At 76.8% G+C, this 20,512-nt stretch carries 21 protein-coding genes; 12 read left to right on the forward strand and 9 right to left on the reverse strand.

The window, feature by feature from the left end:
• Window positions 1-140: 140 nt before the first annotated feature.
• The 4 genes from C8D89_RS24215 to C8D89_RS30530 all read right to left on the reverse strand — a co-directional run bounded on the left by C8D89_RS24215 (window position 141) and on the right by C8D89_RS30530 (window position 4,270).
• Entirely contained in the window at window positions 141-872 is a 732-nt protein-coding gene (locus C8D89_RS24215; RefSeq protein ID WP_116710707.1) for a DsbA family protein, read from the reverse strand.
• An 88-nt stretch (window positions 873-960) separates the two neighbouring features.
• On the reverse strand, window positions 961-2,934 hold the full coding sequence (locus C8D89_RS24220) for a cytochrome c oxidase assembly protein (protein WP_116710708.1): 1,974 nt from the start codon (window positions 2,932-2,934) through the stop codon (window positions 961-963).
• Entirely contained in the window at window positions 2,915-3,694 is a 780-nt protein-coding gene (locus C8D89_RS24225; protein WP_116710709.1) for a zf-HC2 domain-containing protein, read from the reverse strand. Before C8D89_RS24225 ends, C8D89_RS24220 begins: the two co-directional genes overlap by 20 nt.
• 12 nt (window positions 3,695-3,706) lie before the next feature.
• Complete coding sequence (locus C8D89_RS30530; protein WP_116710710.1) at window positions 3,707-4,270, reverse strand: sigma-70 family RNA polymerase sigma factor; 564 nt, start codon at window positions 4,268-4,270, stop codon at window positions 3,707-3,709.
• A 313-nt stretch (window positions 4,271-4,583) separates the two neighbouring features.
• On the opposite strand from C8D89_RS30530, the gene C8D89_RS24235 reads away from it, so the two are divergent.
• The 7 genes from C8D89_RS24235 to C8D89_RS29505 all read left to right on the forward strand — a co-directional run bounded on the left by C8D89_RS24235 (window position 4,584) and on the right by C8D89_RS29505 (window position 10,453).
• On the forward strand, window positions 4,584-4,820 hold the full coding sequence (locus tag C8D89_RS24235; RefSeq protein ID WP_116710711.1) for a hypothetical protein: 237 nt from the start codon (window positions 4,584-4,586) through the stop codon (window positions 4,818-4,820).
• Window positions 4,817-5,482, forward strand: coding sequence for a DUF5134 domain-containing protein (locus C8D89_RS24240; RefSeq protein WP_116710712.1), 666 nt, complete (start codon window positions 4,817-4,819; stop codon window positions 5,480-5,482). Before C8D89_RS24235 ends, C8D89_RS24240 begins: the two co-directional genes overlap by 4 nt.
• A gap of 14 nt (window positions 5,483-5,496) precedes the next feature.
• Window positions 5,497-6,933, forward strand: coding sequence for a PepSY-associated TM helix domain-containing protein (locus C8D89_RS24245; protein WP_116710713.1), 1,437 nt, complete (start codon window positions 5,497-5,499; stop codon window positions 6,931-6,933).
• A gap of 96 nt (window positions 6,934-7,029) precedes the next feature.
• A complete protein-coding gene (locus tag C8D89_RS24250; protein WP_116710714.1) occupies window positions 7,030-8,406 on the forward strand; it encodes a UDP-glucose dehydrogenase family protein in 1,377 nt (458 codons plus the stop codon).
• A gap of 96 nt (window positions 8,407-8,502) precedes the next feature.
• The gene (locus tag C8D89_RS24255; RefSeq protein ID WP_116710715.1) at window positions 8,503-8,982 is read left to right on the forward strand and encodes an SRPBCC family protein; all 480 of its coding nucleotides are present in this window, start codon (window positions 8,503-8,505) and stop codon (window positions 8,980-8,982) included.
• Window positions 8,983-9,047: 65 nt separating this feature from the next.
• A complete protein-coding gene (locus C8D89_RS24260; RefSeq protein ID WP_116710716.1) occupies window positions 9,048-9,848 on the forward strand; it encodes a DUF1990 family protein in 801 nt (266 codons plus the stop codon).
• 215 nt (window positions 9,849-10,063) lie between these two features.
• Entirely contained in the window at window positions 10,064-10,453 is a 390-nt protein-coding gene (locus C8D89_RS29505; RefSeq protein ID WP_165825915.1) for a hypothetical protein, read from the forward strand.
• Here the strand turns inward: C8D89_RS29505 and C8D89_RS24270 are convergent.
• A complete protein-coding gene (locus tag C8D89_RS24270; RefSeq protein WP_116710717.1) occupies window positions 10,450-11,409 on the reverse strand; it encodes an endonuclease/exonuclease/phosphatase family protein in 960 nt (319 codons plus the stop codon). The genes C8D89_RS29505 and C8D89_RS24270 overlap by 4 nt on opposite strands.
• Window positions 11,410-11,479: 70 nt before the next feature.
• Window positions 11,480-13,012: a heparin lyase I family protein gene (locus tag C8D89_RS24275; protein ID WP_116710718.1), complete on the reverse strand. Its 1,533-nt coding sequence runs from the start codon at window positions 13,010-13,012 to the stop codon at window positions 11,480-11,482.
• Window positions 13,013-13,538: 526 nt separating this feature from the next.
• Between C8D89_RS24275 and C8D89_RS24280 the strand changes: the two genes are divergently transcribed.
• Complete coding sequence (locus C8D89_RS24280) at window positions 13,539-14,432, forward strand: hypothetical protein (protein ID WP_116710719.1); 894 nt, start codon at window positions 13,539-13,541, stop codon at window positions 14,430-14,432.
• A 115-nt stretch (window positions 14,433-14,547) separates the two neighbouring features.
• Window positions 14,548-15,369 (forward strand): SCO4651 family lipoprotein, encoded by an 822-nt coding sequence (locus C8D89_RS24285; protein WP_133252051.1) that lies wholly within the window; start codon window positions 14,548-14,550, stop codon window positions 15,367-15,369.
• A 97-nt stretch (window positions 15,370-15,466) separates the two neighbouring features.
• On the opposite strand, the gene C8D89_RS24290 is transcribed toward C8D89_RS24285, so the two are convergent.
• Entirely contained in the window at window positions 15,467-15,790 is a 324-nt protein-coding gene (locus tag C8D89_RS24290) for a hypothetical protein (protein ID WP_116710721.1), read from the reverse strand.
• Window positions 15,791-16,156: 366 nt separating this feature from the next.
• Between C8D89_RS24290 and C8D89_RS24295 the strand changes: the two genes are divergently transcribed.
• Window positions 16,157-18,175: an acyltransferase family protein gene (locus C8D89_RS24295; RefSeq protein ID WP_243418343.1), complete on the forward strand. Its 2,019-nt coding sequence runs from the start codon at window positions 16,157-16,159 to the stop codon at window positions 18,173-18,175.
• Window positions 18,176-18,182: 7 nt separating this feature from the next.
• Here the strand turns inward: C8D89_RS24295 and C8D89_RS24300 are convergent, their stop codons facing one another.
• Window positions 18,183-18,368: a hypothetical protein gene (locus C8D89_RS24300; protein WP_116710722.1), complete on the reverse strand. Its 186-nt coding sequence runs from the start codon at window positions 18,366-18,368 to the stop codon at window positions 18,183-18,185.
• A 205-nt stretch (window positions 18,369-18,573) separates the two neighbouring features.
• On the opposite strand from C8D89_RS24300, the gene C8D89_RS29510 reads away from it, so the two are divergent.
• The gene (locus tag C8D89_RS29510; protein WP_165825916.1) at window positions 18,574-18,738 is read left to right on the forward strand and encodes a hypothetical protein; all 165 of its coding nucleotides are present in this window, start codon (window positions 18,574-18,576) and stop codon (window positions 18,736-18,738) included.
• Between the two features lie 72 nt (window positions 18,739-18,810).
• The gene (locus C8D89_RS24305; protein ID WP_116710723.1) at window positions 18,811-19,566 is read left to right on the forward strand and encodes a C39 family peptidase; all 756 of its coding nucleotides are present in this window, start codon (window positions 18,811-18,813) and stop codon (window positions 19,564-19,566) included.
• 331 nt (window positions 19,567-19,897) lie between these two features.
• Here the strand turns inward: C8D89_RS24305 and C8D89_RS24310 are convergent, their stop codons facing one another.
• Window positions 19,898-20,506, reverse strand: coding sequence for a hypothetical protein (locus C8D89_RS24310; RefSeq protein WP_116710724.1), 609 nt, complete (start codon window positions 20,504-20,506; stop codon window positions 19,898-19,900).
• Window positions 20,507-20,512 lie beyond the last annotated feature (6 nt).

Consider the following 20,512-nt stretch of genomic DNA (forward strand, 5'->3'; position numbering starts at 1 on the left):
ATCCCGATCCACCGGTCGATACCTCTTTGCCACCCCAAGATCCTCCCGCTCAAAGGAGATCAACAGGGGGAGGCGCGCGATTTGGCAACAAGCTCTGAGATCGGGTCCGCGGAGCACCGGGAGCGATCACGGCGCTCGACTCACCCCGTCAGCACCGCGTCCAGCGCCGGCGAGCCCGGCTCGAGGCGCCGGCCGTCGAGCACGATCGTCGGGGTGCCGAAGGAACCGCCCTGCAGCAGCGCCGGGTTCGTCACCGCCTGCTGGTAGTTCTGCGCGATCTGCGCGTCGTACCGCCCGCTCTGCACGCACTCCGCGTACCCCGGACCCGCGCCGGCACGCTGACCGAGGTCGACGAGCTGCGCGGTGTCGTACGCGGCCCCGCCCTCGGCCGGCTGGGCCGCGTACAGGCTCGTGTGGACGGTCGGGAAGGCGCCGTGCTCGGCGGCGCAGATCATCGCGTTGCCCGCCGCGGTGGAGTAGCCGGGCGGGTCGGAGCGCTGCTCGAGCAGGTTCACGAGGTGGTAGCGCACCTGCAGCCGCCCGGCCGCGACGGCCTGGGCGATCGCGTCGCCCGCACGCTGCTCGAAGGACCGGCAGGCGGGGCAGAGCGGGTCCTCGTAGAGGTCGAGGGTGTGCGGCGCGGGGCCGCCCGCGACGACGACGCCGTCCTCGACGGTCGTCGGGTACGCCGTCGGCGCCGGGGTCACCGGGATCGCGCCGCTCGACTCCTCCGAGCCGCCGGAGAGCAGGACGCCGCCGAACACCACCGCCGCCACGAGCACGACCACGACGACCCCGACCACCACCGGCGTCCGGGACGTCGAGCGCCGGGGTCGGGCGGGGCGCCGGGGGCGCGACGAGCGCGTGGCCATGCGGGGGACCTCCTCGGGTCACGGGTGCGGGCGCCCTTCCGGTCGCGGCGCGGGGTCCGTGGGTTCCCGGCATACCCGGAACGGGTGGTCAGCGTCCCCGGGAGAGGTCGGCGAGGATCGCGTTCCACGCCGCGAGCTCGGCGTCGCCGTCGCGGTCGGCGTGCCGGTCGCGGCGGGCGGCGTCACGCTGGTCGGCCCGCGACCACTGCACGAGCAGCGCGGCGATGACCACGAGCACCGGCACCTCGCCCGCGGCCCAGGCGAGACCGCCGCCGAGGCTCTGGTCGGCGAGCAGGTCGGGCACCCACGGCAGGGAGAGCTGGCGGAAGAACTGCTCCCCGATGACGAAGCCGGCGCTCATCAGCGCGACGCCGAAGAACGCGTGGAAGGGCATCGAGGCGAGCAGCAGCGCCAGCCGCCCGACGTGCGGCAGCGGGCGGGGGCAGCGGTCGACGCCGATGATCGGCCAGTAGAAGAGGTAACCGGTCAGCAGGAAGTGCACGAACATCGCCTGGTGGGCCCAGTGGTAGGGCAGGGCCGTGGCGTAGAGCGGGGAGAAGTACAGCGCGTAGAACGAGCCGACGAACAGCACCAGCGCCACCACGGGGTGGGTCAGCAGGCGCGGGAGCGGCGCGTCGATCAGCGAGACCAGCCAGTCGCGGGGTCCGTCGGGCCCACCCCCGCCGCCGCGGGCGGGCAGCGCGCGCAGCGCGAGCGTCACGGGCCCGCCGAGCACGAGCAGGACGGGCACGAGCATCGACAGCAGCATGTGCACGCCCATGTGCGCGCTGAACGTCGCCATGGCGTGCGCGCCGAGGCCCGAGCTCGTCGCCCACGCCAGCAGCGCGCACGCCCCGATCCACGCCGCCGTCCGGCCGGCGGGCCACGCGTCCCCGCGCCGGCGCAGGTGCGCCACGCCGGCCAGGTAGGCGCCCGCGACCACCAGCGCCACGAGGGCCCACCCGAGGTTCAGCCGGCCGGGCCCGAGGAGGGCGAGCACGGTCGGCGGGTCGAGGGTGTAGCCCAGCAGGATCTCCTGGACCGTGGCCGCCGTGGTGGGAATCCACGTGGTGAGGGCGGGCGGCGGTTCGGTGGCCAGCAGGGCGCCCGCGCCGGCGGCGAGGACGAGGACCGACGCCACCGCCGGTCCGGGGACCCGGCGGCGCAGGGTCAGCCCCGCCGCGCCGAGCAGCAGGACGAGCTGGACGACGGCGAGCGCGCCGTGGAGCCCGGTCGGCCACACGCCCCGCAGCAGGACGGCCTCGACGACGACGGTCGCGGCGATGGTCACCCCGGCCGCGGCCAGGGCGACGGGGCGGGCGCGCGGGGCCGTCGCGCGGTCGGGGTCCCGGTCGCGGCCGGGGGCGGGGCACGGGGCGACGGCCTCGAGCACGGCCAGGCCCAGCCACACCGCGCCGGCCACGGCGGCCAGGGCGGCCGCGTCGGTGGCGATGTCGTGCCCGGCACCGGCGCTCGCCACCTGCCCGGCGACCACGGGCGCGGCCACCGCGAGCGCCGCGAGCGGCACCGCGCCGGCCACCGTGCGCCACGACAGCGTGATCCGGCACATCGCCGCCACCACCGTCGCGAGCGCCGCGGCGACGAGGAAGCCGACGGGCTCCTCGAGGGCGCCCGCCGAGACGAGGATCGCCTCGGGGCGGCGGAGCACCGCGACGTCGGCCCCGGTGCCCGCGAGCACGGTGGACAGCGCCGCGGCCAGGGCGGCGACGGCCCACACGACCGCCGCCGCGCCGGCGACGCGTGCCGCGCGGAAGCCGTGCGCGCCCAGCACCCGCGCCCCGCCCCTGGACGGGCGCGCGACGAGGGCGCCGACCAGCCCGCCGAGACACGTCCCGGCGGCGAGCAGGACGGTGAGGCGCAGCAGCGGCGTCGCGACCTGGACGAGCACCGGGGGGACCGTGACCTCGAGCGCCGCGTACGGCGCCCCGCCCCGCAGGACGGCGGCGACGGCCACGAGGACCAGGGCGACGAGCGCGGCGCCCGCGACGGCCGGGGCCGCGGCACGGGTCGGCGCGGGAGCGTCAGGCGACGTCGGACTCACGCTCCCACCGGTCCGCGACCGCGGGGGCGTGGCCGTCCGGCGCCCCCCGCTCGTCCCGCCGCCACCAGCGCGCGCCCGGCGTGGGCCCGGGCCCCGGCCGCGGGACCGTGCGCACGACGGCGAGCCCGAGCACGAACCCCGCGACGAGCAGCAGGTGCGTCGCCACGCGGGCGGGGTCGACGCGTCCGGCGACCAGGTCCAGCCCGCTGACCACGGCGAGCACCGCGATGAACGCCCCGAGCGCGGGCAGTAGCCCGGCCAGATGCCGGCTCCACAGCGCGCCGGCGAGGAAGGCCACGCCGAGCGCGAGGTTCCAGGCCGCGCTCTCGTGGGTCGCGTGCGCGATCCCCGCGCCGAGGACCATCAGCGGATCGGTCATCGCGTGGGCGTGGGTCACCGCGCCGAGCAGCGAGACCAGCCCGATCGTCGCCTGCGCCACGCCGACCGCGGCGAGCCCGGCGCGGGCGGCGGTGCCCCGCCAGCGCGCCCGCGGCCCGGGGGCGTGGTCGACGACGCGGGCGACGAGGTCGGGTCCGCCGGTCGCGAGCCCGGTGCGGGCGCGCCGGGTGATCGCCGTGACGTGGGCGGCGTCCTGCTGCCAGGCCCGGCAGTCCGGGCAGCCGGCGAGGTGCGCGTCGACGGCCGCCTGCTCCGCGGCTGCGTCCTTCGCGGCCTCGCCGTCGAGCGCGGCCGACATCGCCTCACGGCAGCGGTCGCAGCGGTCCCACTCCATGCCGTGCTGGTCGTCGACGGGACGCACTCGGTTCCCCGGCTATCCCGACCGGTGCGGGCGCTCGGCCGACGGCGGGTGCTCGCCGAGGGCGGCGACGAGGTCGGCCCGGGCGCGGGCCACGCGCGAGCGGATCGTGCCGATCGGGCACCCGGCGACGGACGCGGCCTCGTCGTAGCGCAGCCCGAGCAGCTGGGTGAGCACGAACGCCTCGCGGCGGTCGGGGTCGAGCGCGGCGAGCGCGTGCCGCACGGCGACCGACTCCGCCGGGTCGGCGCCGGACACGTGGCCCAGCGGCCGGTCGTCCTCGGCGAGCGTCGCCGGGCTGACCGGGCGCCGGGCGCGGCGGCGCAGGTGGTCCGCGGCCACCCGGCGGGCGATCGAGAGCAGCCAGCTGCGGGCCGGCGCGTCACCGCGGTAGCGCCGCAGCGACCCGAGCGCCCGCTCGTAGGTCTCCTGCGCCAGCTCCTCGGCCACGGACGCGTCGGCGAGGTGCACGAGCAGGCGCCAGACCTGCTGCTGGGTGACGGCCACGAACTCGCCGGCGGCGGCGCGGTCGCCGTCCCGGGCGCGCAGCGCCAGCGCGGTGATCCTCGCGTCGTCCACCCGTGCCGCTCCTCGTTCCACCTCGGCGCCGCCGCCCCGGCCCGCGTCGTCGCGCGGGGCCTCCGAGTTCCCGACCGTGAGCGTCCCGACAAGCGGGCCCGCGACCGCACCGACGGTCCCTACCGTCCCCGCCGACGGTAGTCCCACCCCGCTCGGCACCGCCTGCGCACCCGCTCCTGAGAAGGGACGCGCGCGGCGCTGAGAACGCTCCGCCGTCCGGGCACACCTGGTCCGCGCGCCAGGGCGAACGGTGGGCGGGGCAGGAGCACGCTCGTACCGTCCCCCGCACGACACCACCCCCACGGAGGACGCCATGACGGTCCAGGACCCGACGCCCACGGCCGGCCTGCAGCACGTCGCCACGTTCTGCGGACAGTGCTCGTGCGGCTGCCCGGAGCTCTACGTCGACCCCGCCGCCGACGACGACCGTCGCGTGGTCATCACCGACGACTTCGGCCAGGCGATCCGGATGAGCCTCGCGCAGCTCGCGGTGATCGTCGACGACGCCCGCGACGGCGTGCTCGACGGCCTGCTCGCCGACGCGCGGTGAACGTCCCCGCACCCCTCGCCGGGGTGTTCGCCGCGATCTTCCTGGCCGCCGCCGCGCTGTGCGCGGTGAGCCTGTGGCGTCGCCGGGGCCGCCACGACGGACCGGCCGCGGCGGCGGAGGCCAACCACGTCCTCATGGCGCTGGGGATGGCCGCGATGGTGCTGCCCGCCACCGCGACGGCCGTGCCCCCGGTCGCCGGCGTCGTGCTGTTCGCCGGGGTCGGGGCCGCGTGGACGGTCCGGCTGGTGGCGCTGCGCGCGAGGGGCCGGGCGCTGGGCTCGCCGATCGGCGGGGATCGGTGCGCGGCCCACCCGACGCACCTGCTGCTGTCCAACGCGGCGATGGCCGTCATGTACGCGGCGATGCTCCCGAGCGGCGGGGCGATGGCGGGCCACGCCGGCCACGGCGGGCACGGCGGGCACGGCGGGCACGCGGCCTCGTCGCCGCTCGCGCTGTCCGCGGTCGGTGTGGCGCTGGCCGTCTACCTGCTGGTGCACGCCGCGGCGACGGTCGCGGTGCTGTCCCGCTCCTCCGCGCCGGTCGCGGTCGCCGCCGGCGGGGGTGCCGCTCCGGTCGGCCGGGTCGTCGACGCGCCCGTGGTGCAGCTCGGCTGCCAGGCGGTCACCGGGGCCGGGATGGCCCTCATGCTCCTCGTCCACTGAGCCGGCAGCCCGCCGTGTCCGTCGACCAGTCCGCCCCGCCGCCGCAGGCCCCCGCCCCGCCCCGCCGGGGCGCCTGGGCGCTCCTGCGGCCCCTCGTGCTGCGCGTCCACTTCTGGGGCGGCGTGCTGGTGGGCCCGTGCCTGCTGGTCGCGGCGCTGACGGGGCTCGCGTACACGCTGATGCCGTCGCTGGAGCCGGTGGTCTACCGCGACGTGCTCACGGTGCCGGCGTCGGACGCGCAGGTCCCGCTCGCCGACCAGGTGCGCGTGGGCATGGACGCGATGCCGGACACCGAGCTGCGCTCCGTGCGCCCCGGCCCGACACCGACCGACACCACGCAGGTCATCGCGAACGACCCCACCCTGCCCGAGTCGTTCTACCGGACCGCCTTCGTCGACCCGCACACCGGCGACCTGCGCGGGGTGCTCGAGACCTACGGCTCCGGGCAGGCGATGCCGCTGCGCGCGTGGGTCGACCAGCTGCACCGCAACCTGCACCTCGGCGACGCCGGGCGGCTCTACACCGAGCTCGCGGCGTCGTGGCTGTGGGTGCTCGTGCTCGCCGGGCTCGCGCTGTGGATCGGCCTGGTCCGTCGGCGGCGCAAGGAGCGGGCCTCCGCCCTGCTCGTGCCCCGGACCTCGGGCGGGCGCCGCGCCCGGCTGCTGTCGTGGCACGCCGTGGTCGGGCTGTGGGCCGCGATCGGGCTGCTGTTCCTCTCGGCCACCGGCCTGACGTGGTCGACCTACGCGGGCGAGAACATCAGCGCCCTGCGCGCCCAGCTGTCGTGGGAGACCCCGGAGCCCGACACCGCGCTGCCCGGCAGCGTGGCCGTAAGGCCCGGGGCCGGGGAGCACGCCGGGCACGGCGGGACGGCGGGGATGGCCGTGCCCGCCGAGGTGGCGCCCGCGTCGTTCGACGTCGCCGCCCGGACCGCCGCCGACTTCGGCCTCGACGGCCTCATCCAGATCACCCCGGGCGACGAGCCCGGCGCGGCGACCACCGTCACCCAGATCGACCGGACGTGGCCCGAGGAGCACGACGCGATCGCGATCGACCCCGCCACCGGGCAGGTCACCGACGTCGTGCGGTTCGCGGACTGGCCCCTCGCGGCGAAGCTCGCGACCTACGGGGTCGACGCCCACATGGGTTACCTCTTCGGCGTCGCCAACCAGGTGGTCCTCGCGGTGCTCGCCCTCGGGCTGGCCTGCATGGTCGTGTGGGGCTACACGCTGTGGTTCCGCCGCGGGCCCGGGCGGCGGCCCGGCCACGTGCCGTCCGACGGTGTCCTGCGGACCCTGCCGCGCGGCCTGCTCGCGGCGGTGGCCGTCGTGACCGTCGCGGTCGGGGTCGCGGTGCCGCTGCTCGGCGCGAGCCTGCTCGCCTTCCTCCTCCTCGAGACCCTCCTCGACCGCCGCCGCACCGCGGCCCGGGAGGACGCTCCACGCCCGTGACGTGCTCCGGACCCGGCCCCGCCTCCCCAGCGTGATCTGGCAGCGTGTGCGGCGATCGAGGTCGGGGATCGTCCGCGGGAGACCGGAGGGGGAGCCGTGTTCACGCGTCGGGTCGCGGTGGTGGGGACGGGTTACGTCGGGTTGACGACGGGGGCGTGCCTGGCGTCGCTGGGTCATCAGGTGGTGTGCGCCGACATCGATGCCGTGAAGGTGGAGCGGTTGCGGCGCGGCGTGGTGGACATCGTGGAGCCGGGTCTGTCGGAGCTGGTGAGCGAGCAGGTCTCGGCGGGGCGGTTGTCGTTCGTGGTGGGGGCCGCGCAGGCGGTGAGCGCGGGGTTCCCGGGTGAGGGTGCCGGCGAGCTGGACGCGGAGATCGTGTTCCTGTGTCTGCCGACGCCGATGGGTGTGGGTGGGGTGGCCGATCTGCGGGCGGTGGAGGCGGTGGTCGAGGAGACCCGCGATCTGCTGGCGCCGGGGACGGTGGTGGTGAACAAGTCGACGGTGCCGGTGGGCACGACGGTGCGGACCGCGGAGCTGCTGGACCGGGCGGATGTGTCGGTGGTGTCGAACCCGGAGTTCCTGCGTGAGGGTTCGGCGGTGCACGACTTCCTGAACCCGGACCGGATCGTGGTGGGGTGCGACACCGCGGAGGCCGCGGAGCGGGTGGCGGCGCTGTACGCGCGGTTGGGGGCGCCGACGGTGCTGACCGATGCGGCGTCGGCGGAGCTGATGAAGTACGCGGCGAACTGCTTCCTGGCGATGAAGCTGTCGTATGTCAACGCGATGGCCGAGCTGTGCGAGCGGGTGGGGGCGGACATCTCCGACGTGACCGAGGGGATCGGTTACGACCGGCGGATCGGGCAGGCGTTCCTGTCGCCGGGTCCGGGGTGGGGCGGGTCGTGCCTGCCGAAGGACACGCACGCGTTGTTGCAGGTGGCGGACGCGGCGGACTTCGAGTTCCGGTTGTTGCGGGCGACCATCGACACCAACACCCGGCAGCGGCAGCGGATCGTGGACAAGGTGCGCGCCGCGGTGACGGGTCGGCGGACGGGGTCGTTGACGCGGGTGCGGTTGGGCCTGTTGGGGTTGACGTTCAAGGCGGGCACCGACGACCTGCGGGACTCGCCGGCGCTGGCGATCGCGGCGTTGTTGCGCCAGGCCGGGGCGGACCTGGTGGGCTACGACCCGGCGCTGGTGGCGGGTGGCTCCGACGGCGCCGTGGACGGGGCCGTGGAGGGGGTGGCCCGCGAGGTCGAGGGCGTGCCGCTGGTGTCGGATCCGGTGGAGGCCGCCCAGGGCGCCGAGGCGGTGGTGGTGCTCACCGAGTGGCCGGTGTTCCGCACGCTGGACTGGTCGGCGATGGCCGGGGTGATGAAGCAGCCGGTCGTGGTGGACACCCGCAACCTGCTCGACCCCGCGACCCTGCGCCGCGCCGGACTGACCGGCATCGGCCTCGGACGTCGCGAGGCCTGAGGCGGGTCTGGTCCCGCGATCCGCGCCCGCCTACCGTGGGTGGGCGTCGGGGCGGCCGTCGACACGGTGCGTCGAACCTCATCGGAGAGGTGAACCATGCGCTGCGAGATCGCGGTGGACGTCGACGCCGTCCCGGAGCACGTGTGGGCGGTCCTCACCGACGTCATCCGCTGGCCGGCGTGGACCAGCGTGGTGCGCGAGGCGACCCTCGTCGGCGGGGGCGCCCTCGCGCTCCACGGTGTCGTGCGCCTGCACCTGCCGCGCCTGCCCGAGCGCACGTGGCGGGTCGGCGAGTTCCAGACCCGGCGGCGCCGTTTCACCCTGCACGGCGAGGGGCTCGGCGGCGGCGCGAGCGTGCGCTTCGCCCTCAGCACGCCCGAGGGCGGCGGCGGCCGCACCCGCGTGGTGATCACGCACGAGCGGGCCAACCGGTGGCGCTCGGCGTTGACCCGCCTCACCGGACGCACCGTCGACGGGCACCTGCAGACCCTCGCCGGCGACCTCAAGGAGCACTGCGAGACCCGGCGACGCGCGGGGATCGCGACCGCGGTGCCGGGCGCCTCCACCGCGTCCTGACCCGCCGGCGCACCCGGTGACCGGCGCGACGGGGTGACCGGGGCGAGGGAGGGTAGTCAGCGGGCATGGCGCCCGACCCCTCCCTCTACACCTCGCACTGGATCCCGGGTCCGTACCAGGTCCTGCGGGAGGCACTGCTGCTCACGCGACTCCCGCGGGGCGTCGCCGGACTCCTGTGGCGCTGCGTGCGTCCCGACGTCCCGGTGCACGTGCGCGAGGAGATCGGCGACCACCGCGACATGCCCCCGCGCCTGGCCGACGCCACCGAGCGCGACCAGCCCATCGAGCACGGCTACGGGCCCGCGCTGCACCGCGAGTTCCGCGTCCGGGTGCTCGGCGCGCGGCGCCGGGCGTCCGAGCTGATCGACGCGATCGCCCGGGACATGAACCGCGCCGTGGTGCCCGGCGTCGCCCGGTTCGACTACGTGGCGTGCAGCGGGGAGATGACCGTCGGCGAGGAGCTCGTGGTGCGCATGCCCGGGCCGTGGGACGGGCCGGTGCGGGTGCTGCGCCGGGACGACACGGCGTTCCGTCTCGGCACGCTCGTCGGGCACCTCGAGGCCGGGCAGATCGAGTTCGCCGCCCGCGACCTCGACACCGACGAGCTCGAGTTCGCGATCACCACGTGGGCGCGGGCGGGTGACCCCGTCGCCGACGTCCTCTACACGCGGATGGGGCTGGCCAAGCAGGTCCAGTACCTGCTGTGGGTGGAGTTCTGCGTGCGCGCCGCGGCGCTGGCGGGCGGCCGGGTCTCCGGCGGCGTCGACGTGGTGACACGCACCGTGCACTGGCCCGACGGGGCCGGCCCGGACCCCGCCGAGGAGCCCCCCGAGAAGTCCCCCGAAAAGTCCTCGCGGGCCGTGTAACGACCGGCCGACCCCGGACGACATCCCGGGTGCCCCGCGCGGCCACCGGACCCCCGACCCGGTGGCCCGCGGGGCTCTTCTCGTCTCCGGCCCGTCTCCGGACCTCCTCGTCCGTGGCCCTCCTCGTGCCCGGATCGCGTGACCGGCGGCGCGCCGGGGACACGCGGGGTCGCGGTGCCGCGGTTCTCTCGCTCGGCGGGCTTACCCTCGCTCGCGTGGGCGACGACCTCCGCGTGACGACGGTGATCGTCGGGCTGCTCATCGCCTTCTGCGCCCTGCTCCTGGCCAAGTGGCTCGCGCTGGTCGCGTTCGCCGCGCTCCTGCTCGCCCTGGTCCTGCGTTTCGCGGTGCGCCGCGTGGTGCGCGCGGTCCGGTCGCGACGGGCACCGGTCGAGCCCGTCTCCGACACCGCTCTGGACCGGGCCGGCGGCGCGGCCCTCGACAGGGCGGGAGACCGCCGCGCCCCCGTCGTCCCGGTCACCGCGCGGACCGGCGCGCCCTGCTCCTGGTGCGGCCTCGTCGGGGGCCACCACGACCTCGCCGGCCGGCCCGTGCGTCCCCGCCACGCGCACGCCCTGCCCGCGCCGACGCGCCGGGCCTCCTAGCGCGCCTCCTCGCGCCCGAGCCGCAGGCGCACCACGAGGCCGCGGTGGTCGGAGCCGGGGACCTCGACCAGCGCGACGTCACGGACCTGCGGTCCGCGGGCGGTCAGCACGTGGTCGATCGGCGTGCCGAGCGCCGGCGGCCACCCGGCGGGCCACGTCCCGGCGAGGCCCTCGCCCCGCGCCGACGCCGCGTCCGTGCAGCCCCGCGTGCCCGCACGGAACGCGGAATGGTCCGGGGTGGCGTTGAGGTCCCCGACGACCAGTGCCGGGCCCGCCCCGGGCGCGCACCAGCGCTGCAGCAGCGCCAGCTCGCCCGGCCAGTACCGGATCCAGTCCGGGACGATCGACACGACGTGCACGGCGCCGAGCCGCACCGGGCCCAGCAGCCCGCCGGTGACCTCGGCCCACGGGTAGCGGGTGTCGGTCGGCGAGCCGGGCGGGTCGGAGATCACGCGCGCGGTCACGTCGCCCGCGCGGGGCGCCGCGAGCACGGTGATGCCCCGGACGTCGGCGGCGCGGGGCGGGACGTTGGTCCACGACCGGTACTCCGGCAGCAGCGCCGCGATCCGGCCGCGGAACCGCTCGCCGGCCTCGGGCAGCACGACGAGGTCGGGGCGCTCGCGGCGGACCACGCCGGCGAGGACCGCGACGTCGGCGTGACCCTCGAACGCGTTGAGCGACAGCACGGTCAGCGCCGTGCCGCCGGGCGGGGGCGGGTCGGCGGCGACGGTGCGGGGCACGACGAGCGAGGCCGCGACGCCGACCACGACCGCGGTGCCGGCGAGGGCGACCGCGCCGGGGCGCCGCACGGGCAGGCCCCGGCGCCGGCGGCGCCACCGCCGGGCGACGAGCAGCAGGACGAGCAGCGCCGTGGCCGCGGTGAGGGCGGGCCGCAGGGCGGCGAAGACCGCGAACGGGAGCCCGTGGTCGAGCGCGACGAGGTCGGGCAGCAGCACCGCGGCGGCGAGCAGGACGGGGACGACCGCCAGGGCCGCCGCACGGGCCCGGCCGGATGGGCGCCCGGGGTCAGACGCCAGCGCGCGGCCCGATGCCCCCGATCCCGCGGGCGTCGCGCCCGATCTTGAGGTCGGTGACCAGGATCGAGCCCGCCTGGTCGATCTTCGGGTCGCGGTAGAGGCCCATCTTGAGGTAGGCGCCCTCAGTGCTCATGGTGCCCTCGCGCGGGCTCCAGCCGGTGACGCCGGTGGGCCGCCCGTCACGCCACACCGTCACCGAGCTCTCGCCCGGGTCCTGGGAGAACTTGACGTGCATCGTCAGGTCGATGCGGTCGCCCGGCGCGACCGGGCCGATGGCCTGCAGCTCGTCCTCGCCGCTCGCCATCATCAGCTGCCCCTCGCGGACCTCCAGCGCCAGCGGCGGCGAGCCGGTGGGCGAGTTGTGGTGCCACTGCAGGATCAGCTGCCAGGACCGGGTGTCGGTCGGGAAGTCCTCGTCGAGGATCGCGGTGTAGCGGACGTACTGCTCGTCCCCGTCCTGCGGTTCGGTGCCGGGCCCCTGCGGCAGGACCTCGCTGCGCTTGCCGCCGGCGGGCACGGAGAACTGCCAGGCGCTGCGCCCCGGATCGTCGGGGTTGTCGACGACGCGGGGACGGGCGGCGCCCTCGACGAGGCCGGCGTCGCCGCTGTTGTCGAACAGGTCGGAGAACGGGCCGGTCGCCGCGTCGAACAGGGCCCCGATCACCGGTTGCGGCTCCTCGCTCGTGGGGGTCGCCGCCGCGAGCGGCGGCGCGGGCAGCGGGGACGGACGGACCGGGGGCGGGCTCGGCAGGACCGCGGACGCGTTCCCGGCCGGTGCCGCGAGCTGCGGCGGCACGTCGGCCGGGGTGGGCGCCGGCGGGGGCGCGCCGGGCGTGGTCAGGGCGACCACGGCGGCGACACCACCCACCCCGAGCAGGCCGATGGTGGCGCGCAGCGGAACCGTGCGGCGGGGCGCGGCGGGCGCGGTCGACGGGGTGGGGGCACCGACGGCGGCCGTGGGGGAGGCGGCGGCGGTGGGTGCGGCCGCGGCGGTCCGGTGGCCGGCCGGCCGGGCGGCGGGCGGGCCGGCGGGCGGCGCCGGGGGCGGGGTGACCGGCTCGGCGGCACGGTGGGCGCCGCGACCGGGGGTGCGCTCGCCGACCGCGTGGGAGCGAGGGACGGAGCGCGGGGTGGGCGAGGTGGTGCGGCCCGCCGTGGGGATGGCGCCGGTGGTCGGGTCGAAGGCCTCGCCGGGGTGGGCGGCGCGGTGCCGGCGGATCTCGCCGGTGGTGGTCGGCACGGCGGAAGGCACAGCGGAAGGCACGGCGGTCGGCACGGCGATCGGCTCGGTGCCGGGGGCGCGGCGGTGGCGCGGGCCGGCGTCGCCGCGGGGGTCGGGCGACGGCGCGGTGGGCGGCGTCGTCGCGGGAGACGTCGCGGGAGACGTCGCGGGGGCCCGGTGGGCGGCCACGCCGTGGGCGCCGCCGCTGGGCACCCGCAGGCCCAGCTGCCGATGGCGGCGGGTGCTGCGGCGTCCGTCACCCGGGGGCGTGGGGTCGGCGTGGGTCACCACGTCGGTCATCGAGGGCGTCTCCCGGGTCGGTCCGGACGGGGATGGCCCCGCCCCGCGGCCGTGCGGATCATGGTCGTGCGCGGACAGCGTGTCACCCGACCGTGGGCGCCGCGTGCTTCCCAGCGTGTCGCTGGGCCGAACGGCGTGCCCCCGGCGGCGGATGGCTGCTCCACCCTCTCGGAGCACCCGGGCCACGCCGCCTGGGCGTCTTCCGGCTCCGGAACCCGGCTCCGGTCGCGGTACGGTCACGGCGCGGTGTCGCCCCGGTGTCGACGACCGGTCCGGCGGGCGGCGGGGGTGATCCGGGGCGCCGGGCGGCGGCGGCCGTTCGGCGCGCGTCCTCGGCGGGTCGTCGCCGGGACGGCCGGCCCGATGTCCGGTCTGAGGGCCGGGTGGCCGGCGCCACGGGCGTTCGTGGTCCGAACGGGTGAGTGGCCCGGCCGGTCGTCGCGTCATGCGGGCGCGTGGGCGGCGGGGCCTTCAGGGATTCTCAGGTTCGCGGTCCGTGGCCGCTCGGCTCCCTAGCGTTCCCGACGTGCCGACGACGACCACCCCGGAGCGCCCCACCACGAGGCCCGCCTCGCGGACGCCCGGCTCCCGTGACGGTGCGGGCCTGCTCCGCATCGGGCTGCACCTGCTGCTGGCCGCGCTGCCCCTGCTGGCCATCTCGGCCCACGTCTTCGGCGTCATCACCATGCAGGCGTCGGCGGCGATGCTGGTCATCCCCCTGGCCACCGCGGTCGTCGCGCTGACGGTGCTCGCCCCGCACGCCGGCGACCGGGTCGTCGCCGACGGCATGCTGTGGGGCGTCGTCGGCTGCGCGATCTACGACGGTTTCCGCCTCACCACCGTGCACGTCTTCGGCTGGTGGGCCGACTTCATCCCGATCATGGGCACCTGGATCACCGGGGACCCGCAGGACCTCACCGCGGGCGCCGTGGTCGGCTACCTCTGGCGCTACATCGGCGACGGCGGCGGCATCGGCATCACGTTCTTCGCGCTCGCCTCCGCGGTCGGCCTCCAGCGCTGCTCGCGGCGCACCGCGGTGCTCGCCGCGGTCGCGTTCTCGGTCTTCCCGGTGTGGGCCGGGCTCATCGGCACGGTGGCGCTGGCCGAGCGCGGGCAGACGATGATGTTCCCCCTGACGTGGGTGACCCTGACGCTGTCGCTGGTCGGTCACCTGATCTTCGGTTTCGTCATGGGCCTGGGCTTCCACCGCTCCCGCGCCGTGCGCGAGTCCTGGCCCTGGGTGCCGCTCACCGGCGAGCTCCCGGCGGCGCGCCCGGCCCTGCCCGCACCGCGGGCCCCGCACACCCCGCCCGCCGGCCAGTCGCTGGACCCCGACACCTGGGAGCTCTGGCGCCGGCAGCTCGAGGCCAACGCCCTCGAGACCAGCACCCGCGGTCGGCGCGCCCACGGCGTGCGCTGACCCCCTGTCCCCGCTCCCCGGCGCCGCCCCGGCCCCGGCCCGCCCCGCGCGGGCCGGGGCCGTCGCGGTGGGGTCCCGAGGCGTGCACCGTGCCGGCAGCGGGCACCGTGTCCGGATGACCCGACCTCGCCCGGCGGTGCTGCTCGCGCTCGTGCTCGCGGCCGTCCTCGGCCCGCTCACCGCCTGTGCGGGGGCGCCGCCCGACCCGCTGACCGCGGTGCGGGCGGCCGTGGCGCAGACCTACGGGGAGGGGACCGCCCGGCTGGCGTTCACGTCGAGCACCGGCCCGCCGGGCGACCCCGGCACGCCGGTCACCGGCCACGGCGTCGCCGACCTCGTCGCCGGCACCGCGGACGCGACCGTCGAGATCCCGCTGCTCGGGGGCGGAACCCGGGTGCTGCTGGTCGGCGGCACGCTCTACGCCCAGGTGCCGCCGACCCTCGCCGCCCTCGTGCCCGGCGGCGCGCCCTGGGTGTCGGTCCCGCTCGACCGGCTCACCGCGCGGGCCGTCGGCGGCCCGCTCGCCCTGTTCGGGGGCACGCCGATCGACCCGCTGGGGCAGATCGATCAGCTGCGGGGCGTCACCGAGGCGCGGGTGGTGGGACCCGAGCCGGTCGACGGGACGCCGGCGACGCACTACGCCGCCGTCGTCGACCTGCTCACCACCCCGGCCGCCGGCGACCCGGCCCGACGCCCGGCGGTCGACCGGTTGATCGAGGAGATCGGCACGCGCCGCCTGCCCGTCGACGTGTGGGTCGACGACCGGGGCCTCCTGCGGCGGGTCGCGCAGACCGTCACCGCACCCGAGCGGCCCGGCCGCCCGGCCACGGCCACCACGACCACGGTGACGCTGACCGAGCACGGACTGCCGGTGACGGTGACACCGCCGCCCGCCGACCAGGTCACCGACGTCGGGGTGCTCCTGCCCGCAGGCTGATCGATCCGGAACACCGCCGGACACCCCCCGTACAGACCACGGCCCCGGCGACGGTTCGCGTGACGTCGCCGGGGCCGTGGAACCGTGCGGGTGGACCTCAGGCGGGGGTGGGCACCTGGCCGAGGAGGTCGCGCGCCGGCGGGCAGACGGCGTCGTGGACCGGCGCGGTCGCCTCGGTCCCGGCCTCGAACACCGGCGCGGTCGCGTCGCCGGTGGCCTGGTTGACGGCCTCCTCGCCCGCCGTGACGGTCGGGTCGACCACCGGGATCTCGCAGGGCTCCGGGGCGCCGGCGGCGTGCTCGTCGGCGAGTGCCGTACCGGCGGGCGCGCCGACCAGGGCGAGCGCGGCGGCCGCGGTGAACAGGCCGCGGCGGGCGAGCCCGGTCGTGGCGACGGGGCGGGGAGCGGTGTGCATGCCCATGATGAGGACCTCTCGCGTCGGGTGGGAAGCGGGTAGTGGCGCGCCGGGAGCACCCGGTCGGCCCAGGGAACGTGACGCTGCGTTCCTGGAGCGGCCCAACGAGTGACATCACGAACCGATAACGACGGATCTCGGAACGTCACCTGATCGAGGAGCAACCACGACGGTCATCCCCGGTCGGACAGGTCCCCACCCGCCGGGCGGCGGCGAGGGGGAAGACCCGAGGGGGCGGACGTCACACCGCCGTCGGGGTGCCCGACGTCGAGCACCGTCCGGCATCAGGGAAGCTGGAGGGCGCGGCGTGTGATGGCCGCGGACACGGGCCGTGACGGCGACGGCGCAGGAGACCGCAGAGGGGGGCGAGGGGTGACCGGAGCCGGGGCCACGGTCGGCACGCACACCCCGACCGCGCGCAGCGCCCGCCGCCCGGAGATCGAGGGGCTGCGCGGCCTCGCCGCCGTCCTGGTGGTCCTCTACCACGTGTGGGTCGGGCGCGTGTCCGGCGGCGTGGACGTGTTCTTCCTGCTCTCGGGCTTCCTCGTCGTCGGGATGCTGGCCCGTACGGCGATCCGCGGTGCAGCGATCGACGTCGTCGGCACCTGGACCCGGCTGTTCTGGCGCCTGGTGCCGACCGCCGGGCTCGTGCTGCTGGCCAGCACGATCGCCGCCGCGGTCCTGCTCCCGCCGTCGACCTGGTCGCGCAACCGGCACGAGCTCCTCGCCGCCGTGGGCTTCGTCGAGAACTGGCGGCTCGCGGCCGACGCGGTCGACTACTACGCGAGCAACGGCGCCGCGAGCGTCGCCCAGCACTTCTGGTCGCTGTCGATCCAGGCGCAGTGCTACCTGCTCGCGCCGCTGCTGGTGCTGCTCGTGGCCTGGTGGGCGCGTGCGCGGGGGGCGGACGTCCGCGCCGCCCTGATCGCCGCGCTCTCGGCCGTCGCGCTCGCGTCGTTCACGCACTCGGTCCTCGCCACCGCCTCCGACCAGGCGTTCGCCTACTTCGACGCCCGCACCCGCATCTGGGAGTTCGCGCTCGGGGGCCTGCTCGCGCTGGTCGTCGACCGGTTCGTGCTCGGCCGCCGGACCCGGGCCGTGCTCGGCTGGGGAGGCGTCGCCGGGCTGGTGACCTGCGGCGCGGTGCTCGACGTGGGCGCGGCGTTCCCCGGGTACCTCGCGCTGTGGCCCGTGCTGTCCGCGGCGGCGGTGATCGTCGCCGGGCGTGCCGGCGCCGGGGACCGGCTGCTCACCACCCGCACCGCCCAGTACCTCGGGCGCATCAGCTACCCGCTCTACCTGTGGCACTGGCCGGTGCTCGTCGTGTCCCTCGTGCTGTCGGGGCGGGCGGTGGCGGGCGCGGTGGACGGCCTGGTCGTCGTCGTGCTCGCGCTCGGGCTGGCCGTCGTGACCCACCACCTCGTGGAGGAGCCGCTGCGGCAGGTGTCGGTGCACGGGCGCCGGCTGCGCGCCCCGGTGCTCGTGGCGCTGCCGCTCCTGCCGGCGCTGGTCGCGCTGGGGGTGTGGTCCGCGGCGGCTGCGGCGAGCACGGGGCCGCCCGTGGCGGTCGGCGACCCGGACCACCCCGGCGCGGCGATCCTCCTGCAGGCCCACGCGCCGATCTCGGAGGTGGCGCCGGTGCGCCCGGCGATCGCGCAGGTCCAGGACGACTGGGCGCAGTACCGCGACGGTTGCGCGCCGGTCGAGGGCCACCCGGTGCTCGAGGAGTGCGTCCCCGTCCGCGCGGAGGGCGAGCCGCAGCGCCGCGTGACGGTCGTCGGCGACTCCCACATGCAGCAGTTCCTGCCCGCCCTCGAGCCACTGGCCCGCGAGCGCGGCTGGGAGGTGCGCACGCTCGTCCGGGCGCGGTGCCCGTTCGCGACGACCTCGGAGAGCGACCCGGCGGACAGCACCTGCGTCGAGTGGAACGCCGCCGCGATCGAGCACCTCGCCGCAGACCCACCCGACGCCGTCGTCACCAGCGCCACGCGCGACGTCCGCGTCGGGCTCACCGAGCAGACCCCGGACGGGTTCGTGGCCGCGTGGCAGCGCCTCGACGGGCTCGGGATCCCGGTCCTGGCCGTGCGCGACAACCCGCGCTACGACCACCGCCCCTCGGAGTGCCTGGAACGCCACGGGCGCGGGGCGCCGGAGTGCGAGGTGCCGCGCGGCGACCTCCTGGCCGCCGACCCGCCCTACGCGCTGCGCGACGACGTGCCGTCCGGCGTCGCGTTCCTCGACCTGTCGAACGAGATCTGCACCCCCGCCACGTGCCCGCCGGAGATCGGCAACGTGCTGGTCTACCTCGACGACAACCACCTGTCCGCGTCCTACAGCCGGACGATGTCGGCCGCCGTGCGCCAGCAGGTGCCGACGCTGCTCGGCTGGTAGGGGCCGGCTAACTGGTGGGTTCGTCGGCGGCGCCGGCGAGGCCCTGCTCGTCCGGCTCGAGGTCGATGTCGAACGCGGGCTCGACGTCCTGGGGGGTGTCGTCGGGCGCGGCGTCGTCGGTGGGTTCGGGGCGGGTCATGCCCACCTCGGCGTCGAGGGCCTCTTCGTCGGATCGACCGGGGTCGGTGCTCATCACGGGATCCGTTACCCCCGCGCCGCGGTGCCGACGCCCCGACCGTGTCACGGGCAGGTGACGCCGCCGAGGTTGCGTCCGGGTCGTCGGGTCGCGGCGTGACGTGGGTGACGGGGTGTAGCCGCCAACCCGCGGGCCCGACACCCGTCTGGATCCGTGAGTGCAGGGCGTACCCGGCACTCGCGGGACGAGGGAGAGAAGAAGGATGTTCGTGATCGTGGGCCTGGTCGTCGTCGGTGTCGTTTTCGTGGTCGGGGCACTCCTGGGTGTCAGCGTCGCGCAGAGCTCGGCCTCCGACCGCGCGCGCCGCGACGCCCGGGACCGCCGGGTGTCGGCCCTGCGCACCGAGGCGCTGATCACGCAGCCCTGAGCCCCGTCGGAACACCGCCGCCCGAACGAAGCGCGTCGGAACAAACCGCCGCCGGCCGGCCGTCGAAGGGTCGTGGACCTGGACCCGGCCGAGCTGTTCGAGCTGTGCGGTGACCTCGACGACGAGGGGCACGTCGACGTCTCCGCGGTGGACACCGACGGCGACGGCGTGCTCGACCTCGGCTGGACCGACCTCGAGGGCGACGTGCTGGTCGTCGCCGACGCGGTGCACCCGATCACCGACGGCGGCCGGTCGACCGACTGGTACCGCCACGAGGAGAACTTCCGCGACGGGGTGCTGCCGAGCGAGGCGTCCGCGGCCCGCGACGACGGGATGCACGGCGACCCCGAGCAGGCGTCCTCGTACTGGTACGCGCAGTCGGTCAACGGCTACTGCGTGCCCGCGGCCGTCGCGCAGATCGTGGGCGAGTGGCAGGGCACCAACGTCGGGGAGACCGAGGTCGTCGCCCGGGCCGTCGAGCACGGTTGGCTGACCACCACCGACACCGACGGCGACGGCACCGTCGACGACGCGTCGGGCATGACGTCGTCGGAGGCCGAGGCGCTGCTGGAGAGCTACGGCATCCCGGCGACCACGACGCACGGCGGGATGGACGACCTCGCGGCCCTGCTCGACCAGGACCGCGACATCGTCGCCTACGTCGACTCCGACGAGGTCTGGTACGACGCCGAGGACGACGGCACCGACGGCGGGGCGGACGCGGACCACGCGGTGGTGGTGACGGGTATCGACGACGAGAACGTGTACCTGGCCGACCCGGGCGACCCGAGCGGGGCGATCGCGGTCGTGCCGCGGGAGACGTTTTGACGACGCCTGGTCGGACTCGGGGTACGAGATGCTGGTGACCGACACCGCGCCGCCGCAGTCGGTGCCCGCGGACAACGCCCCGCAGCACGAGCTGCCGGCGGAGGGGCCGGCCGTCGACGGGACGTTCGCCGCCGAGACCCCGGGTACCAAGCCGGTCCCGGCCGCGGGCGCTCTGATCGCGCCGGGGTCGACGGGGGTGGTGCTGCTGCCGGTCGTGCTGCGCGACGTCGCGGTGGCCACGGCGAGCGTCTCGGCCCTGCTCGTCCGCCGGGGTGGCCCGTCCACGTGCGTGATCTTCCGAGCTATAGCTCGGAAGATCACGCACGTGGGGTCAGGAGGCGCAGGTCGCGGCGACCGATTGCGCGACGCGGGTGCTGACGGCGCCGTAGTCCTCGGGCGCGTCCTCGCGCAGCCAGCCCAGGATGTCGTCGGCCCCGCCGGCGTAGGCGCGCTGCTCGCGGGAGGCCTCGCCGTAGGTCGCGCCCAGGGACTGCTCGCGGGCCTCGACCACCTGCGCCCACTGCCCGCTCGGCGTGCGCCCGAGCTCGGTGACGGTGTCGTCCAGGGCGCCGGCGACCACGGTGGCGCACTGGCCGACGACGGCCGGGGCGGGTGCGGCCTGTGCGTCGGTCGGAGCGGTGCTGGCGGTGGTGGCGGTGACCGCGTCGACGAGCCCGGGCAGCTGGGCGCCGACCCCGATCAGCCCGACCGCGGCGCCCGCGACGGCGACCGCGAGGGGCGCGCCGGTGCGGGCGGGCCGGCGGCGCGCGAGGGCCGCGCCCCACGGGGGCGTCGGGACCCCGGTCACCGGGTCGCGGCGGTACGAGGTCGGCGCCGGGTAGCCGAGCCCGGCGGGCGGCGCGTCGTGGGGCACGAGCGGGACGTCCGGGACGGCGTGACGGGCGACGTGCCGGGCGACCGGGGCGAGCGTGACGGTCACGGCATT

Origin of the sequence: Actinomycetospora cinnamomea (genome assembly GCF_003096675.1) — a bacterium.
GTDB lineage: Bacteria > Actinomycetota > Actinomycetes > Mycobacteriales > Pseudonocardiaceae > Actinomycetospora > Actinomycetospora cinnamomea.

Excerpts from the sequence above, each read along its gene's own strand:
- C8D89_RS24215 (WP_116710707.1), bottom strand. The coding sequence starts at position 872 with ATGGCCACGCGCTCGTCGCGCCCCCGGCGCCCCGCCCGACCCCGGCGC.
- C8D89_RS24235 (WP_116710711.1), top strand. The coding sequence starts at position 4,584 with ATGACGGTCCAGGACCCGACGCCCACGGCCGGCCTGCAGCACGTCGCC.
- C8D89_RS24255 (WP_116710715.1), top strand. The coding sequence starts at position 8,503 with ATGCGCTGCGAGATCGCGGTGGACGTCGACGCCGTCCCGGAGCACGTG.
- C8D89_RS24260 (WP_116710716.1), top strand. The coding sequence starts at position 9,048 with ATGGCGCCCGACCCCTCCCTCTACACCTCGCACTGGATCCCGGGTCCG.
- C8D89_RS24275 (WP_116710718.1), bottom strand. The coding sequence starts at position 13,012 with ATGACCGACGTGGTGACCCACGCCGACCCCACGCCCCCGGGTGACGGA.
- C8D89_RS24285 (WP_133252051.1), top strand. The coding sequence starts at position 14,548 with ATGACCCGACCTCGCCCGGCGGTGCTGCTCGCGCTCGTGCTCGCGGCC.
- C8D89_RS24290 (WP_116710721.1), bottom strand. The coding sequence starts at position 15,790 with ATGGGCATGCACACCGCTCCCCGCCCCGTCGCCACGACCGGGCTCGCC.
- C8D89_RS24300 (WP_116710722.1), bottom strand. The coding sequence starts at position 18,368 with ATGAGCACCGACCCCGGTCGATCCGACGAAGAGGCCCTCGACGCCGAG.
- C8D89_RS29510 (WP_165825916.1), top strand. The coding sequence starts at position 18,574 with ATGTTCGTGATCGTGGGCCTGGTCGTCGTCGGTGTCGTTTTCGTGGTC.